Here is a 15564-nt window from a genome sequence, read left to right as displayed (position 1 = left end):
GCCTGGATCACAACTGGCAGGATAGGTTATATGACTTATTCCGCTGCGGATAACCGCTATGAATCCATGCCCTACCGCCGCGTCGGACGCAGTGGGCTGAAGCTGCCGGCCATCTCGCTTGGGCTGTGGCACAACTTCGGAGATGACAAGCGCTTTGACGAACAGCGCGCCATCCTCCGCCGCGCCTTCGACCTGGGCGTCAACCACTTCGACCTCGCCAACAACTACGGACCGCCGGACGGCACCGCGGAGATTAACTTCGGACGCCACCTTGCGGATGACTTCAAGCCGTACCGGGATGAATTGGTCATCTCCACCAAGGCCGGCTACTACATGTGGCCCGGCCCCTACGGTGAATGGGGTTCACGCAAGTACCTGATTTCCAGCCTGGACCAGTCCCTGCAGCGGATGGGCCTGGACTACGTGGATATCTTCTATAGCCACCGCCCGGACCCGGAAACACCCATGGAAGAGACGATGGGTGCGTTGGACTACGCCGTGCGCTCCGGCAAGGCACTCTATGCCGGTATCTCCTCCTACACACCTGAGCAGACCATCGAGGCGGCCCGGATCCTGAAGGAACTCGGCACGCCACTGCTCATCCACCAGCCCAGCTACTCCATGCTCAACCGGTGGACGGAGAACGGCACGCCCAACCTCTACGAAGCCCTCGAGCAGGTGGGCGCAGGCTCCATCGCGTTCTCGCCGCTGGCCCAGGGAATGCTCACGGACCGGTACCTGAACGGCATCCCCGCTGATTCCCGGGCAGCGAAGGAACGGTTCCTGTCCGAGGCCGCCATCACGGACGAAAAACTGGACCGAATCCGTGGCTTGAACAAGATCGCGGCAGGCCGCGGCCAGTCGCTGGCACAGATGGCCATCGCCTGGATTCTGCGCGACCAGCCTAAGGGCCCCCCGGTCACGTCGGCCCTGATCGGCGCCTCAAGCGTCAGGCAGCTGGAAGACACGCTCTCGGCCATCAACAACCTGGAGTTCACTGAGGAGGAACTGGCGGCCATCGATGAGTTTGCGGTGGAATCGGACATCAACCTCTGGCAGCAGAAGCCGTAACGTTCCCTTTTCGCGCGGTAAGACCTGGAGCAGGGGCGAGGGAGTAATCCCCGCCCCTGCTCTGTTGGGTAGTATGAAAAGGTGCCGCGTGGCGCCGTGCCGACTGTCCGCCGTCGTACTTTCCGGTACCGATTTGTCCCGGTGGCTTAAGTTTTGTCCTCAACAAGGAGTTCCGTGTCTTCAAATCCGATTCGTGTTGCAATCGTCGGTGTGGGTAACTGCGCCGCCTCGCTGGTCCAAGGCGTGCACTACTACCGTGACGCAGATCCCGCCGCGACGATCCCAGGCCTGATGCACGTGGAGTTCGGCCAGTACCATGTCAACGACGTCCAGTTCGTTGCCGCCTTCGACGTTGACGGCAAGAAAGTCGGCGTTGACCTCGCTGACGCCATCCTGGCCAGCGAAAACAACACCATCAAGATCGCCGACGTACCGCCCACCGGCGTGACAGTCCAGCGCGGGCACACCCTGGACGGCCTCGGCAAGTACTACCTCGAGACCATCGAGCAGTCCACGGAGGAGCCGGTGGACGTTGTCCAGGCACTCAAGGACGCCAAGGTCGACGTCCTCGTGTGCTACCTGCCGGTCGGATCGCAGAAGGCAGCAGAGTTCTACGCCCAGGCAGCAATCGACGCAGGCGTTGCCTTCGTCAACGCCTTGCCGGTGTTCCTTGCCGGGACCAAGGAGTGGGCGGATAAGTTCACCGCCGCCGGTGTGCCGATCGTGGGCGATGACATCAAGAGCCAGATCGGTGCCACCATCACCCACCGCGTCATGGCCAAGCTGTTCGAGGACCGCGGCGTCACCCTGGACCGGACGTACCAGCTGAACGTCGGTGGCAATATGGACTTCAAGAACATGTTGGAGCGCGACCGCCTCGAATCCAAGAAGATCTCCAAGACCCAGGCCGTAACGTCCAACGTGGAGGCCGAGCTGGCCGCCAAGGATGTCCACATTGGCCCGTCGGATTACGTCCAGTGGCTCGACGACCGCAAGTGGGCCTTCGTCCGCCTCGAGGGACGCAATTTCGGTGATGCGCCGGTGTCCCTGGAGTACAAGCTGGAAGTCTGGGACTCGCCCAACTCGGCCGGCGTGATCATCGACGCCATCCGCGCCGCCAAGATTGGGCTGGACCGCGGCATCGGCGGACCGCTGCTGTCCGCCTCAAGCTACTTCATGAAGTCTCCGCCTGAGCAGTTCAACGACGACCTCGCCCGCGAAAAGGTCGAGGCGTTCATCCGCGGCGACCTGGAGCGCTAACCCCGGGGGACGCTCTCTCACTTTCTGCGGCTTTTGGCCTGACGCTCTCTCACTCTGGTGGGAGAGCGTCGCGCGTCTAGCCGCCCTGACCGTAGCGGCGAAAGGCGTGGCTGGCCTGCTCAAGCGCGGCGGCAGTCCGGACATGCCGGCCCGTCCGGAAATTCCACAGAAGCTGGGCCGCCCGCAGCATTCCTGAACGGCCCTGGGACGCTCTCTCACTTCCTGCAGGTTTCGACAGCACGCTCTCTCACTTCCTGCAGGTTTCGACAGCACGCTCTCTCACTTCCTGCAGGTTTCGACAGCACGCTCTCTCACTCGATGTTTGCAAAACCGGATGCAAGAGGATGGTCAATCCATCCTGTTCGCAGTCCGCGTTTGATCCTTCCGAGAGCCTGCTCGAAGTCGTCGGCAAGATCGCTCTTGTCGAACACCAAAACAGTCCAGCCGGCTGATTTGAATGCCTTGTCGCGCCGCCGGTCGCGGAGGACCTGGGCGTCGAGAAGGTGATGCCCGCCGTCGTACTGGATTGCAATCCGCCTGTGACGGTAGCCCAGGTCCGCCGTTGGAGACAGGTCGTCGCCTACGCGTAGTGGCAGTTGAAGGTCTGGCTCGGGGAGACCGGCATCGGCCATCGCCAGGCGAAGTAGCGATTCTGGCCCTGAGTCGGAGCCGACTCGCATCAAGTCCAGAGCCTCTCGGGCCCGGACAATGCCCTGCAAGTTCGGATGACGGCCGACCAGCGAACGCAAGCCATCCACAGTGTCGTAAGGCTGCGTCCGCCCTTCGAAATCCTCGCGAGGGATTCGGACCAACTGATCGCCCATGCACACGAGGTCTCTGAGCGGCAGCGTTCGCGCCAAGTCCAGCCACGTCCGTGACCGCGTACTGATTCGGATGCCGTCCACCGATTCGATCTCGTCGTCCCGGGCCAGCAGGGTGTGTCCGAACACGCCCTTCCTGCGCACAGAGGGCAAGGAGCGTGGCTTACTAAGGTGAAGCTCCGTCGAATCGGCCAACCAAGGGGGGAGCAACTGGCAGCTAAGCCGGGCGGCAGTAACGTGCGAGATCCAGGCGCCGGGCGAGGCGGCAGACAACGCCCGGGCTGCAGCCTCCAATTCAAAGCTCCAGTCCAAGGGGCGGTAAAGTCCGCGGCCAACATGGACCACATCCTTTCGCCGCAGGCGGCCAGTGGTGACACCGGACGCCCGGGCCGAATCGAAGGTGAAGGGAGCCACCGTCAAGTGCGGGGGAAGGATGCTGGGCTTTTGCATGCTGGCATTGTGACTCGAAACGGCACGATGCTGCAGAAGTTATCCACAGGAGGTTGCCCGTCGGCAGGAAGTGAGAGAGGGTCCGGGGGAAGGCGGCAGGAAGTGAGAGAGGGTCCGGGGGAAGGCGGCAGGAAGTGAGAGAGCGTTGGGGCTAGGTGAGGCCGACGGGGTTGCCCGCGTCGTCCACGTCCATCCGCATGGCGGCAGGGCTGGCGGGAAGGCCAGGCATGGTCATCACGGCACCCGTGAGGGCCACGATGAAACCTGCCCCGGTCTTGGGGATGAGGTCGCGCACGTGGATGGTGAAGCCCTTCGGCGCGCCGAGCAGGGAGGCGTCGTCGCTGAACGAATACTGGGTCTTCGCCATGCAGATGGGCATCCCGGTCCAGCCGTTCTTTTCGATGTCTGCAAGCCGCTTCAGGGCAGGCACGGAGAACTCCACGCCGTCGGCTCCGTAGATCTCCTGGGCGATGCTCCTGATCTTCTCCTCCACAGGCAGGTCCAGCCGGTACAAGTGCCGGAAGCTGTTGGGGGCGGAGACCGCCGCCGCCACCTTGGCTGCCAGTTCGTCGCCGCCATCTCCGCCGCCGCCCCGCCCCCAGACATCAGCGACGGCGGCCTGCACTCCTTCCGTCGCACACCACTCCAGCAGCCAGTCGAGCTCCTCCTGCGTGTCGGTTGCGAACCTGTTGATGGCCACCACCGGGGTGACGCCAAACTTCTCAACATTGCGCACGTGCCGCCGGAGATTGTCGACGCCGACAGCGAGCGCTTCGAGGTCCGGTTCCGTGAGCTTGTCCTTGGCCACGCCGCCGTGCATCTTCAGGGCTCTGACAGTCGCCACCACCACGACGGCGGACGGTGCCAGGTCCGCCACCCGGGCCTTGATGTCCATGTACTTCTCCGCCCCCAGGTCCGCGCCGAAGCCGGCCTCGGTGACCACAATGTCGGCGAGCCGCCGTGCGGTCTGCGTGGCGATAAGCGAGTTGCAGCCGTGGGCGATGTTGGCGAACGGGCCACCGTGGACCAGCGCTGGCGTTCCCGCGATGGTCTGCACGAGGTTGGGCTTGATGGCTTCCTTCAGAAGCAGGGTCAGGGCCCCCTGGACGCCGAGGTCGGCGACGCTGACCGGCGAGCGTTCATAGGTGTAGCCGAAGGTGATCCGGCCCAGCCGCTCACGGAGATCGGCAAGGTCAGTGGCCAGGCAGAACACGGCCATGATCTCCGAGGCGACGGTGATGTCGAAGCCGTCCTGCCGCGGGACTCCCTGCGTGGGCCCGCCCAGGCCGATGATCACTTCCCGCAGCGACCTGTCGTTCATGTCCAGGACGCGCTTAAACGTCATGCGGCGCGGATCGATGTTCAGCTCGTTGCCCTGGTAGATGTGGTTGTCCACGAGCGCCATAAGGGCATTGTTGGCGGAGGTCACGGCATGGAAGTCACCCGTGAAGTGCAGGTTGATCTCGTCCATGGGCAGGACCTGGGAGTAACCGCCGCCAGTTGCCCCGCCTTTCATGCCCAGCACGGGGCCGAGCGACGGTTCCCGCAGTGCGATCATCACCTTGTGGCCCGCGCGCGCGAGCGAATCCGCGAGCCCCACGGTGGTGGTGGATTTCCCCTCGCCGGCAGGAGTGGGGGACATCGCGGACACCAGTACCACCTTCCCCGCGGGAGCAGGCGCGTCCAGCCGGGCCGGATCAACCTTGGCCTTATAGCGCCCGTACAGTTCCAGCGCTTCAGCATTGATACCTGCTGCCATGGCGATCTCCCCGATGGGCCGGATGTGGGCCTGCCGGGCGATGTCGAGGTCGCTCAGGGAATTCCGTTCAGACATCTTTGTCCTTTTGTTTGGGCTCTTCTCCAGCTAGGGGCGTGCCGGTTCACCCGGCGGGCGTTTGGCTCAGGGCGCACGGACCGCCGGAACCAGCCGGCGGGCCACGTAATTGTCGACGGCGGCGTGGTAGCTCTCCAGCGTAATGGCGGCAGTGCGCTGCCATCCGGAGTTCTCTGCCCTGATGGAGGCAGCCCTGCCCATGTCTTCACGGGTGGCCGGGTCGTCATACAGGGATTCGAGGGCATCGGCCCAGTCCGCGGCGTGGTGGCCCTCCACCAGGAGTCCGGTCCGTCCGTGGCAGATCGCGCGCGAGAGCCCGCCTACCCTGGTGCCGACCACGGGTGTCCCGCAAGCTTGCGCCTCCAGGGCCACGAGCCCGAAGGACTCGCTGTAGGAAGGCATCACCACAAGGTCGGCGGACCTGAACCAGGAGGCCAGCTCCGGTGCCCCGACCGGCGGCAGGTGTGTGACGACGTCGTCCATTCCCGCCTCCGCGATCAGCTGCCGGAGGTTGAAGTCCTTGTTGCCGCTGAGCGCCCCCAGAATGGTGAGCCGAAGATCGATTTCCGGGCGGCGGGAGCGCAGCAGGGCGGCGGCCTTGAGCAAGACGTGCGGCCCCTTCAATCGTTGGATGCGGCCGGCGAAGACCAGATGGAACGTCTCGGGCGCCACGCCGCGTTCGGCCCGGGACCGCGCCCGGAAGGCCGGCGTGAAGGTGCTGAGGTCCACCCCCGGCGGTGCTACGTCAATCACGTCGAAATCCGCCCCGTAGTGTGACACCAGTTCTGCCGCTTCGGCAGTGGTGTTGGCGATGAGCCGCGCCGCGCCGTCAACAATCCTGTGCTCGCCCACTTCCCGGCGCCGCGGCTCCGGCTGTTCGCCGGATTCGAGCAGCAGGTTCTTGACCTTAGCCATGGTGTGCATGGTGTGGATGAGCGGCACGCGCCAGAGTTCAGACAGTTCCAGGCCGGCGATTCCGGATACCCAGTAGTGCGAATGGATGACGTCGTACCGGCCGTGGGGCTGGCGCCGGCGGATCTGATCGATCTGGGCCACCATGCTGTGCAGCAGTTCCGGGAGTTCTTCCTTGGGGATTTTCCGGGCCGGTCCGGCCATGACGTTGTGGACGCACACGCCAGGGTATGGATGTTCGACGGCAGGCTGCCCCGCTGAGGTGGAGCGCGTGAAGATTTCCACTTCGACGCCGGCTTCCGCGAGCGCCGAAGCCAGCTCCCGGATATACACGTTCATCCCGCCCGCGTCCCCCGAGCCCGGCTGCTCCATGGGGGAGGTGTGGAGGGAGAGCAGCGCGACCCTGCGAATCAGTGCCATGGCGTCTCCTTCCAACCACCGGCGCCGCGTCGGCGGTGCCCTCGGTGGTGCATCCGATAAAACACTACTCCTCTGTTAACGGGCGTCTTCACGGTCCGTGCCCGGCTGCTAACGTGGCGCATGTGAGAGCAACCCCGGAACCATCCACTTCCACAGATTTTTCGGTCCGGCCAGCCACAGCTGCAGACTGGCCAGGCATGTGGGCGGTGGTGGAGCCCGTCATCAGGGCCGGCGAGACGTTCACCTGGGACCGGGATACCACCGAGGAGGCCGCCCGCCAGCGCTGGTTCAAGGAAGCTCCGGGCCAAGCCTTTGTGGCTGTGACCTCCGACGGCCGCGTGATCGGCACCGGCGAGCTGCACCCCAATCAGGGCGGAGCCGGCAGCCACGTGGCAAATGCCGGCTATATGGCCCACAGCAATCACGGAGGCAAGGGCGTGGCCAGGGCACTCTGCAACTACTCCCTGGAGGCCGCGCGCGCGGCAGGCTTCCGGGCGATGCAGTTCAACGCCGTGGTGGAAAGCAACGTCCGGGCCGTGGCCGCTTGGAAAGCCATGGGTTTCGAGGTCCTCGCAACCATTCCCGAGGCGTTCGACCATCCCAGCTTGGGATACGTCGGGCTGCACGTGATGTACCGAAAGCTCTAGCCTCGGCCCGCTGCGGCGCCGGCGTTCCGCCAGAGATTCAGAAGTGCAGGAAATTCCCGTTCATATCCGGCCAATAAGGCAGCACCAAGGTCCGCTGAATCTACCAGCGGGTGCCGGGCGAAGGCCTCGACGGCGGCCGTCCGGTCTCGCTGCGTTGCGGCTTGCACGGTGAGCCGTTCGACCTCCTTGACCTGCTGGAGGAGGGCAAGCTGCTCCGCTGCCGGCGACGACTGCGCAAGCGGCACCGCGCCGTCGGGCGTTACGGTGCAGGGGACCTCGACGACGGCGTCCGGGGGCAGCCCCGGGAGGGCCGCTTCTGCAGGACCCGGGTCCGCAGCACTGCCGCCGCCCGGGTCGGCAGCAGCGCCGGCCGCCGGCAGCCTGTTGCGTGTGTTGAGGATCAGCTGAGCGTCGCCGCCACCGGAAAGTGCCTTCATGACCGCCAGGGCCACGCGTTCGTACCCGCCGCCCGCGAGATCGTCCTCGTCGCGCTGCTCGCCATGGGTCCGGGCCTCGGCCAGGTAGCCTTCCTCCCGGGACCGGCGGGCGGCGTCCCACAGGCGGTAGGCTTCGGCACCTGCCGCGGCAAGCCGTGGGTAAAGCTCTGCCTGCTGGCGGTGAATGGACTCGCCGCGGGTCATCACCATGGCACGCATCGCGGCTGCTGCGCTGTCCCGCTGGTAGTAGTAATACAGGTATTCATTGGGAAGGGCGCCCAGCCGGGCCAGGAACGGCTGGGGAAACAGCCGGCCTTCTTCGAAGGACGCGAGGGCCTGCGGGTCGGACAGCAGGCCCGGGAGCAGGTCCCGGCCGCCCCGCTCCATCCGGTAGAGCCAGCCCAGGTGGTTGAGCCCGTAGTAGCCCACGCCGTCGAGCCTTCCATCCGGCAGCGGCACACCGGCAGCCCGTGCCGCACGGTGGACCAGCCCGCCCGCAGAATCGCAGATCCCGATCGCTTTCCGTCCGAGGACCGGCAGCAGGGCTTCGGTGACCATCCCGGCCGGGTTCGTGAAATTGATGAGCCAGGCATCCGGGCAGTGCTGCCGCATCTGCCGCGCGAGGTCCAGCATCTCCGGGATGGTGCGCAGGGCGTAGGAAATACCGCCTGCTCCGGTGGTCTCCTGTCCCAGCAGGCCAAGGTTTTGGGCCACGCGCTCATCCGCGACCCGGCCGGCCGTCCCTCCCGGACGGATCGCCGCGAACACCAACTGGGTCCCGGCCAGTGCTTCGGGCAGGGAACTGGTGGTGCGGATGGACGGCGGCAGGACGCCGGTGCCGGGGGTAAGCGGCATGGAGCGCAGCACCGCGGTGATGGCGCTAAGGCGCCCGGGGTCGACGTCGAACAGGACAAGTTCGCTGACCAGCCCGGCAAAGGGGCCGGAGGCCAGCGCCCGGTAGACAAGCGGTACGCGGAATCCGCCGCCGCCGGCAATCATGAGCCGCATAGGCAGCAGTCTAGGCCTGGAGCCGCGTCGCCCCTATCGCCGGGCCGCGCCAGGGCGTAGTGTGCCGGACATGGACGCGATCCCCGCCCGCCGCTTCGATCCGCTTTCGGCCGTCCGCACCGCGTCGGACGGGGAGTTCGACCTGATCCTCGCCGGAACCGTGTTCCAGGACATCATCTTTACCGGATTGCCCCATGCCCCGGAGCCGGGGACCGAGATCTGGAGCGAGGGCATGGGTAGCTGCCCCGGCGGGGTGGCGAACCAGGCTATCGCGGCGGCGCGGCTGGGCCTCCGGACAGGTTTGGCGGCTGCCTTCGGGGATGACGGTTACGGGGATTACAACTGGAAGATCCTGGCCGGACAAGAACACGTGGACCTCAGCCTCTCCCGCCGCATACCGGGCTGGCATTCGCCGGTGACGGTTTCCTTGAGCATCGAGAAGGACCGCTCCCTCGTGACTCACGGGCACCCGGCCCCGGTGACATCCTCCGAACTGATCGGAATGCCGCCTCCTGCGCTCGCGGGCATCGCGGAGCTCGGCACCGAAATCGAACCATGGGCCAAAGCCGCCCATGGGGCCGGCGTCAAGCTTTTCGGGGATGTTGGCTGGGATCCCAGCGGCGAATGGGCGCCGGTGAGGCTGGACAACCTGCAGTATTTCCACGCTTTCCTGCCCAATCAGCGCGAGGCCATGGCGTTCACCGGGAAGGACGATCCCTGGGCCGCCCTGTATGCCCTCGCGGACCGAGTACCTGTTGCCGTGGTGACGCTCGGCGCCCAGGGTGCCATGGCTGTGGACTCGGAGACGGGGGAGGAGGAGTGGGTGCCGTCGCTTCCCGTTACGGCCTTCGATCCGACCGGTGCCGGCGACTGCTTTGATGCTGCCTTCATCGTGGGCAGCCTCGCAGGCTGGCCGCTGGGGAACAGGCTGCGCTTCGCCAATCTCTGCGCCTCACTGGCGGTCCAGGAAGTGGGCGGTTCACTGGCCGCTCCCGGATGGGGCGACATCGCCGACTGGTGGCAGCGGGCCAACGCCCGGCGGGAGCGCCAGAGCAGCCAGTGGCTGCGGCGCTTCGGATTCCTCGCCGAGATCGTCCATGACGTCCCGCTGGCGGCGCAGCGCCGGGCAACCGCAACCATCGCGCATCTGTCCGACGCCTGAGTACGCGCACCTATCTGACGCCTGGGCAGTTACCTGGGTTGTTGCCTGAACAGCCGCCTGACCGGTTGCCTGAACAGTCGCCTGACCGGTTGTCGGAACAGCCGCCGACGACCCCGCGATTATCCGGCCCTGACCGCCCGCACTAGAATCACTAAGGTGACTTACCCCGTAGCATCTGGTGACTTCGGCGCGGCCTCAGGAGGGGACCCCCTGAACGAGCGGTCCGCCGTCATCGACCTCGACGCCATCCGGCACAACGTGCGCCGGCTGGCGGATGCGGCCTCGCCAGCGAAGGTCATGGCCGTGGTGAAGGCCGATGCCTACGGGCACGGAGCAGTGCCGGTGGCCAGGGCTGCCCTCGAAGCCGGGGCGTCCTGGCTGGGAGTGGCCCACATCTCCGAGGCCCTGGCACTGCGGGCCGCGGGAATCGACGCGCCTATGTTGGCCTGGCTGCACACTACAGAAAGCAACTTCGGCGCGGCGGTGGCTGCCGGCGTCGACATCGGATGCTCCGGCTGGGAGCTGGACCGGATCGTGACCGCGGCGCGGGAACAGGAGCGTCCCGCCCGGATCCATCTGAAGGTGGACACGGGACTGGGCCGGAACGGTGCCACCCTTGATGCCTGGGACCATGTGGTGGGCGAAGCCCTGGAGTACCAGGACCAGGGACTCCTGCGCGTGGTGGGCATTTTCTCGCACCTGTCCGTCGCCGATGAGCCGGAGCGACCTGAGACAGACCAGCAGTTGGCTGCCTTCCGCGAAGTGCTCGCGGTGGCCGAGGACGCAGGGGTGGATCCTGAGGTCCGGCACCTGGCCAACACCCCGGCCACGCTGTCCCGGCCGGATACCCACTTCGACCTGGTACGGGTGGGCCTGGGCATCTATGGCCTGTCGCCGTTCGAGGGCCAGACATCCGCTGAACTGGGGCTCCGCCCGGCGATGACCCTCCGGACCTTGGTGTCCCAGTGCAAGGAGGTCCCGGACGGGCAGGGCGTGTCCTACGGGCTTCGCTACCATACGAGCGGCCCCAGCACCCTGGCCCTGATTCCGCTGGGCTATGCCGACGGCGTTCCCCGTGTCGCGACCGGCGGACCCGTGCGGGTGGCAGGGAAGACCTATCCCGTCGTGGGCCGCATCGCAATGGACCAGATGGTCATCGACCTCGGCAATATCGGCCCTGCCGGGACGGGCCTGTTGGGTGCCGAAGCGGAACTGTTCGGCACCGGCGCGGGCGGAGGACCGACCGCCGACGACTGGGCGCAGGCGGCCGGAACCAACAACTACGAGATCGTGACCAGGATCAGCCCACGCGTTCCTCGGCGCTTCGTCAATGAACTCGTGCTGAGCGGACAGGACGCGCCATGAGCGTGCCCGTCCCCGCGGACCCGCCGAACTGGGAACTGACACTCAGCGTCTCGACGGCGGAGCAAACGCACGCACTCGGCGCCGCCTTGGGAACGTCACTGGAAGCAGGAGACCTGCTGGTCCTGTCCGGCGAACTCGGGGCAGGCAAGACCACCTTCACGCAAGGGCTGGGGGAAGGGCTCGGCGTGCGCCCCGGAATCATCTCGCCCACCTTCGTCCTGGTCCGCATCCACCCGAACCTGCCGGATGGCGCCCGTCCGGGTGGCCCGGACCTTGTCCATGTGGATGCCTACCGGCTGGGTTCGGCATCGGAAATTGATGACATCGACCTTGAGAACACCATGGACTCGTCCGTGACAGTGGTGGAGTGGGGACGCGGGCGTGTGGAGCACCTGAGCGAGAGCCGGCTGGAAGTCGATCTGCACCGCGCCACCGGCCTTCAGCCTCCCGTGCGGACCACCAAAACGCGGGGCACTGACGATACAGGCTCTGGCGCCCCTGAGGTTGACACCCTGGGCTCTGGCACCCTGGACTCTGGCACCCTGGACTTTGACACCTTGGACGACGACGAACCCCGGACCATCGTGATGCGCGGCTTCGGTCCGCGCTGGGACCGGTCTCCAGCGCTCGCCGGAATCCCGGAAGGGACAGCCTGATGCTTATCCTCGCCATCGACACCTCCGCCGTGGCCAGCGCAGCGCTGGTCTCTGACGACGCCCTGGAAGGAGTGGTGGCCAGTTTCTCCACCGAGGACACGCGCAGCCACGCCGAAGTGCTGGCCCCGGGCATCGAAGACCTCCTGTCCTCAACCGGCGTCACGGGCAGCGACATCGATGCGATCGTCACCGGAGTAGGTCCCGGTCCCTTTACCGGCCTGCGGTCAGGCATCGCCACGGCCAGGACGCTGGCCTTCGTCTGGGACAAGCCGCTCTACGGACTGATGAGCCTGGACGCCGTTGCCCTGGAGGTCGCTGAATCAACAGGAGCCGCGGCCGAGTTCCTGGTGGTCACCGACGCCCGGCGGAAAGAAGTCTACTGGGCGCGCTACAGCCTGGCAGAAGGGCAGTTGCCTCAGCTTGAGGACGGCCCGCACGTTGGCTTCGCGACGGACCTGCCGGACCTGCCGGCGTACGGGGCAGGAGCGGGACTCTACGCTGACGTCCTCCGGGCCGATCCAGGATTCAGCGCCGAGCAGCCTGACGCCCTCTACCTGGGTCAGTTCGCGTTGGCCCGGCTGGCCGCGGGCGGGAAGCTGCTCGACTCAACACCTCTCTACCTCCGCGAATCCGACGCCCAGGTCCCGGGCCCCCGGAAGCGGGCACTATGAGTACGCCGGCGCTGCCCCGCGCTGAGGGTGTCTTCCTGCGCGACATGACCTTGGAGGATATACCGGCCGTCAACGCCCTGGAACAGCGGCTGTTCCCGGCGGACGCCTGGCCGCTGCAGATGTTCCTGGACGAACTCTCACAGACAACCACACGCCGCTACCTCGTGGCGGAGACCAGCTCAGGAATCGTGGGCTATGCCGGCCTAATGTGCATCGAGCCCATTGCCGATGTGCAGACCATCGCCGTCGTCCCTGAACTGGAGGGCCGGGGGATCGGCTCCGCGCTGCTGACGCAACTCATCGAAGAAGCCCGCCGCCGCGGGGCGGAAGACGTCCTGCTGGAGGTCCGTGCGGACAACCCACGGGCCCAGCAGCTGTACCTGAGGTTCGGCTTCGAACAGATCCATCTCCGCCGGAAGTACTACCGGGACGGCGTGGACGCCCTCATCATGAGGCTCCAGCTCACCGGGCCGACCGGCCCCCTGACAGCGGAAGCAGGCCAGCCATGAACCGCTCACAGCCCTTGGTGCTGGGCATCGAATCCTCCTGCGACGAGACCGGCGTGGGCATTGTGCGGGGAACCACCCTCCTCACCAACACTGTGTCCTCCTCGATGGATGAGCATGTCCGCTTCGGCGGCGTGATTCCGGAGATCGCCTCGCGGGCGCACCTGGACGCTTTTGTGCCCACCCTGCGGCAGGCCCTGTCCGAGGCAGGCGTGCAACTGGACGATGTGGACGCCATCGCCGTCACCTCCGGCCCCGGCCTGGCAGGTGCCCTCATGGTGGGGGTGTGCGCCGCGAAGGCCCTGGCCGTCGCCACCGGCAAGCCGCTGTACGCGATCAACCATTTGGTGGCGCACGTCGGCGTGGGGCTCCTGAACGGAGGGCACGCAGCCGACGGAGGCGCGGAGGGCAGCGCCAACGGGACCGGCTTGCGGTTCCCGGAAAACCTCGGCGCCCTGCTGGTGTCCGGCGGACATACGGAGATCCTGAAGATCAACAGCATTACCGACGACGTCCAACTGCTGGGTTCCACGATCGACGACGCCGCCGGCGAAGCTTATGACAAGGTGGCCCGCATCCTGGGCCTCGGTTATCCGGGAGGACCCGCAATCGACAAGCTGGCCCGCACCGGCAATCCGAAAGCCATCCGCTTCCCGCGCGGTCTCTCCCAGCCCAAGTACATGGGCACGCCGGAGGAACCAGGGCCGCACCGGTATGACTGGTCCTTCAGCGGGCTGAAGACGGCCGTGGCGCGTTGCGTGGAACAGTTCGAGGCCCGCGGCGAGGACGTTCCCGTGGCTGACATTGCCGCCGCGTTCCAGGAGGCCGTGGTGGACGTGATCACGTCCAAGGCAGTACTGGCCTGCCGCGAGCATGGAATCAAGGATGTCCTGCTGGGCGGGGGCGTGGCGGCCAACTCCAGGCTGCGCGAGCTGACCGGCCAGCGCTGTGCTTCCGCCGGAATCAGGCTCCACGTGCCCCCGCTGGACCTGTGCACGGACAACGGAGCCATGGTGGCTGCCTTGGGTGCCCAGTTGGTCATGGCCGGGATCGGGCCGAGTGGCATACGCTTCGCCCCGGATTCCTCGATGCCGGTTACCAGCGTCTCGGCCCCCGCGGAAACAGTCGCGGAGCCCGCGGGGTAACGTGCCGCAGGGCTGGCCAAATATATGCCCTAAGCCGTGGGTCCGTTCCGCATCTGCTTGACGAGGTCCAGCACCACGGCCCGGAGGTCTCCGCCGTGTTCGGCGGCAACCCGGCGTTGGCGCTGGTAGCCGGCACCTCGGCGGATGATCTTCTCAACATCGGCGAGTTCGTCCGGGCAGCCGAGCCTGGCCGCCACGGGCTCAAGCCGGTTCAGGGTCTCCAGCAGGTGGTCAGTCACCAGCTGCTCCTTGCCGGCGGAGTCGAGGATGATGATGGCGTCCATGCCATAGCGGGCCGCACGCCACTTGTTCTCCTGGATGTGCCAGGGCGGCATGGTGGGAATGGTTCCGCCGTTATCGAGCGTGCTGGAGAATTCGTCAACCAGGCATTGGGTCAGCGCCGCAATCGCGCCCACTTCCTCCAGGGTGGCCAGGCCGTCGCAGATGCGCATTTCGATGGTGCCCAGGTTGGGTACGGGCCGGATGTCCCAGCGTATTTCGGACAGCGTGTCTATCACGCCGGTCCTGAACATGTCCTGGACGTAGAATTCGTACTCTTCCCACGACCGGAACTGGAACGGCAGGCCGGCGGTGGGAAGCTGCTGGAACATCAGGGCCCGGTGCGAGGCGTAGCCAGTGTCCTCACCGCCCCAGAACGGGCTCGACGCCGAGAGCGCCTGGAAGTGGGGGAAGTAGTTAACCAGCCCGTCGAGCACCGGTAATGCCTTCTCACGGCGGTCCAGTCCGACGTGGACATGTACGCCGTAGATCACCATCTGCCGGCCCCACCACTGGGTTCGGTCGATGAGCTTCGCGTAGCGGGCCTTGTCTGTCACGGGCTGGAGCTGCGGGGGGCTGAAGGGATGGCTGCCGGCGCAGAACACCTCCACGCCCATGGGGTCGGTGATTTCCCGGACGGCGGCCAGTGAGCGGCTGAGGTCTTCCTTCGCTTCGCCCGCCGTTTCGCAGATTCCAGTGACCAGCTCCACCGTATTGAGCAGCAGTTCCTGCTTGATATGCGGATGCTCGTCGTCCTCATTGAGCTCGGGATGCTTGGAAGCCACGCCCCGAAGCACCTCGTTGGCCACAGATGCCAGTTCGCCGGTCTGGCCATCCACGAGCGCCAGTTCCCATTCCACCCCAAGAGTCGACTGCCTCGATGAAGCGAAATCAATCTTCACGCGTTTCCCTAACTGTCC

Annotated in this window: 14 protein-coding genes; 9 read left to right on the top strand and 5 right to left on the bottom strand. The window is 66.1% G+C overall.

Annotation, left to right across the window (positions count from 1 at the left end; translation table 11 throughout):
* Positions 1-30: 30 nt before the first annotated feature.
* Both mgrA and J7E83_RS07930 read left to right on the top strand, forming a co-directional pair.
* Positions 31-1071 (top strand): L-glyceraldehyde 3-phosphate reductase, encoded by a 1041-nt coding sequence (gene mgrA / locus J7E83_RS07935; protein ID WP_214960630.1) that lies wholly within the window; start codon positions 31-33, stop codon positions 1069-1071.
* Positions 1072-1245: 174 nt separating this feature from the next.
* On the top strand, positions 1246-2331 hold the full coding sequence (locus J7E83_RS07930; protein ID WP_214960628.1) for an inositol-3-phosphate synthase: 1086 nt from the start codon (positions 1246-1248) through the stop codon (positions 2329-2331).
* A 311-nt stretch (positions 2332-2642) separates the two neighbouring features.
* Here J7E83_RS07930 and J7E83_RS07925 read toward each other — a convergent pair whose 3' ends face one another.
* The 3 genes from J7E83_RS07925 to mshA all read right to left on the bottom strand — a co-directional run bounded on the left by J7E83_RS07925 (position 2643) and on the right by mshA (position 6768).
* Entirely contained in the window at positions 2643-3602 is a 960-nt protein-coding gene (locus J7E83_RS07925) for a DUF559 domain-containing protein (RefSeq protein WP_214960626.1), read from the bottom strand.
* 151 nt (positions 3603-3753) lie between these two features.
* Positions 3754-5436, bottom strand: a complete 1683-nt coding sequence (locus tag J7E83_RS07920; RefSeq protein WP_214960624.1) for a formate--tetrahydrofolate ligase — start codon at positions 5434-5436, stop codon at positions 3754-3756.
* A gap of 66 nt (positions 5437-5502) precedes the next feature.
* Positions 5503-6768, bottom strand: coding sequence for a D-inositol-3-phosphate glycosyltransferase (gene mshA / locus J7E83_RS07915; RefSeq protein WP_214960622.1), 1266 nt, complete (start codon positions 6766-6768; stop codon positions 5503-5505).
* A 122-nt stretch (positions 6769-6890) separates the two neighbouring features.
* On the opposite strand from mshA, the gene J7E83_RS07910 reads away from it, so the two are divergent.
* A complete protein-coding gene (locus J7E83_RS07910; protein WP_311379605.1) occupies positions 6891-7415 on the top strand; it encodes a GNAT family N-acetyltransferase in 525 nt (174 codons plus the stop codon).
* Here the strand turns inward: J7E83_RS07910 and J7E83_RS07905 are convergent.
* Entirely contained in the window at positions 7412-8860 is a 1449-nt protein-coding gene (locus J7E83_RS07905) for a 6-phospho-beta-glucosidase (protein ID WP_214960618.1), read from the bottom strand. The genes J7E83_RS07910 and J7E83_RS07905 overlap by 4 nt on opposite strands.
* A gap of 70 nt (positions 8861-8930) precedes the next feature.
* Between J7E83_RS07905 and J7E83_RS07900 the strand changes: the two genes are divergently transcribed.
* The 6 genes from J7E83_RS07900 (at position 8931) to tsaD (ending at position 14365) form a co-directional block, all read left to right on the top strand.
* The gene (locus J7E83_RS07900; protein ID WP_214960616.1) at positions 8931-10022 is read left to right on the top strand and encodes a PfkB family carbohydrate kinase; all 1092 of its coding nucleotides are present in this window, start codon (positions 8931-8933) and stop codon (positions 10020-10022) included.
* A gap of 156 nt (positions 10023-10178) precedes the next feature.
* Entirely contained in the window at positions 10179-11387 is a 1209-nt protein-coding gene (alr, locus tag J7E83_RS07895) for an alanine racemase (protein ID WP_214960614.1), read from the top strand.
* Positions 11384-12043, top strand: coding sequence for a tRNA (adenosine(37)-N6)-threonylcarbamoyltransferase complex ATPase subunit type 1 TsaE (gene tsaE, locus J7E83_RS07890; protein ID WP_214960612.1), 660 nt, complete (start codon positions 11384-11386; stop codon positions 12041-12043). Before alr ends, tsaE begins: the two co-directional genes overlap by 4 nt.
* Complete coding sequence (gene tsaB, locus J7E83_RS07885) at positions 12043-12714, top strand: tRNA (adenosine(37)-N6)-threonylcarbamoyltransferase complex dimerization subunit type 1 TsaB (protein WP_214960609.1); 672 nt, start codon at positions 12043-12045, stop codon at positions 12712-12714. The genes tsaE and tsaB overlap by 1 nt, the downstream gene beginning before the upstream one ends.
* Positions 12711-13223 carry a ribosomal protein S18-alanine N-acetyltransferase gene (gene rimI / locus J7E83_RS07880; RefSeq protein ID WP_214960607.1) on the top strand — a complete coding sequence of 171 codons (513 nt, stop codon included), beginning with the start codon at positions 12711-12713 and terminating at the stop codon, positions 13221-13223. Before tsaB ends, rimI begins: the two co-directional genes overlap by 4 nt.
* A complete protein-coding gene (gene tsaD, locus J7E83_RS07875) occupies positions 13220-14365 on the top strand; it encodes a tRNA (adenosine(37)-N6)-threonylcarbamoyltransferase complex transferase subunit TsaD (RefSeq protein ID WP_214960605.1) in 1146 nt (381 codons plus the stop codon). The genes rimI and tsaD overlap by 4 nt, the downstream gene beginning before the upstream one ends.
* Positions 14366-14394: 29 nt before the next feature.
* On the opposite strand, the gene J7E83_RS07870 is transcribed toward tsaD, so the two are convergent.
* A complete protein-coding gene (locus J7E83_RS07870) occupies positions 14395-15546 on the bottom strand; it encodes a glutamate--cysteine ligase (protein ID WP_214960603.1) in 1152 nt (383 codons plus the stop codon).
* Between the last annotated feature and the right edge of the window lie 18 nt (positions 15547-15564).

It is taken from the genome of Arthrobacter sp. ISL-48 (assembly GCF_018613805.1).
Classification (GTDB): domain Bacteria; phylum Actinomycetota; class Actinomycetes; order Actinomycetales; family Micrococcaceae; genus Arthrobacter.
Note: the sequence above shows the minus strand (reverse complement) of the source record. Positions and strands in the feature narration are given on the sequence as shown.

Excerpts from the sequence above, each read along its gene's own strand:
- mgrA (WP_214960630.1), top strand. The coding sequence starts at position 31 with ATGACTTATTCCGCTGCGGATAACCGCTATGAATCCATGCCCTACCGC.
- J7E83_RS07925 (WP_214960626.1), bottom strand. The coding sequence starts at position 3,602 with ATGCAAAAGCCCAGCATCCTTCCCCCGCACTTGACGGTGGCTCCCTTC.
- J7E83_RS07920 (WP_214960624.1), bottom strand. The coding sequence starts at position 5,436 with ATGTCTGAACGGAATTCCCTGAGCGACCTCGACATCGCCCGGCAGGCC.
- mshA (WP_214960622.1), bottom strand. The coding sequence starts at position 6,768 with ATGGCACTGATTCGCAGGGTCGCGCTGCTCTCCCTCCACACCTCCCCC.
- J7E83_RS07905 (WP_214960618.1), bottom strand. The coding sequence starts at position 8,860 with ATGCGGCTCATGATTGCCGGCGGCGGCGGATTCCGCGTACCGCTTGTC.
- J7E83_RS07900 (WP_214960616.1), top strand. The coding sequence starts at position 8,931 with ATGGACGCGATCCCCGCCCGCCGCTTCGATCCGCTTTCGGCCGTCCGC.
- tsaE (WP_214960612.1), top strand. The coding sequence starts at position 11,384 with ATGAGCGTGCCCGTCCCCGCGGACCCGCCGAACTGGGAACTGACACTC.
- tsaB (WP_214960609.1), top strand. The coding sequence starts at position 12,043 with ATGCTTATCCTCGCCATCGACACCTCCGCCGTGGCCAGCGCAGCGCTG.
- rimI (WP_214960607.1), top strand. The coding sequence starts at position 12,711 with ATGAGTACGCCGGCGCTGCCCCGCGCTGAGGGTGTCTTCCTGCGCGAC.
- tsaD (WP_214960605.1), top strand. The coding sequence starts at position 13,220 with ATGAACCGCTCACAGCCCTTGGTGCTGGGCATCGAATCCTCCTGCGAC.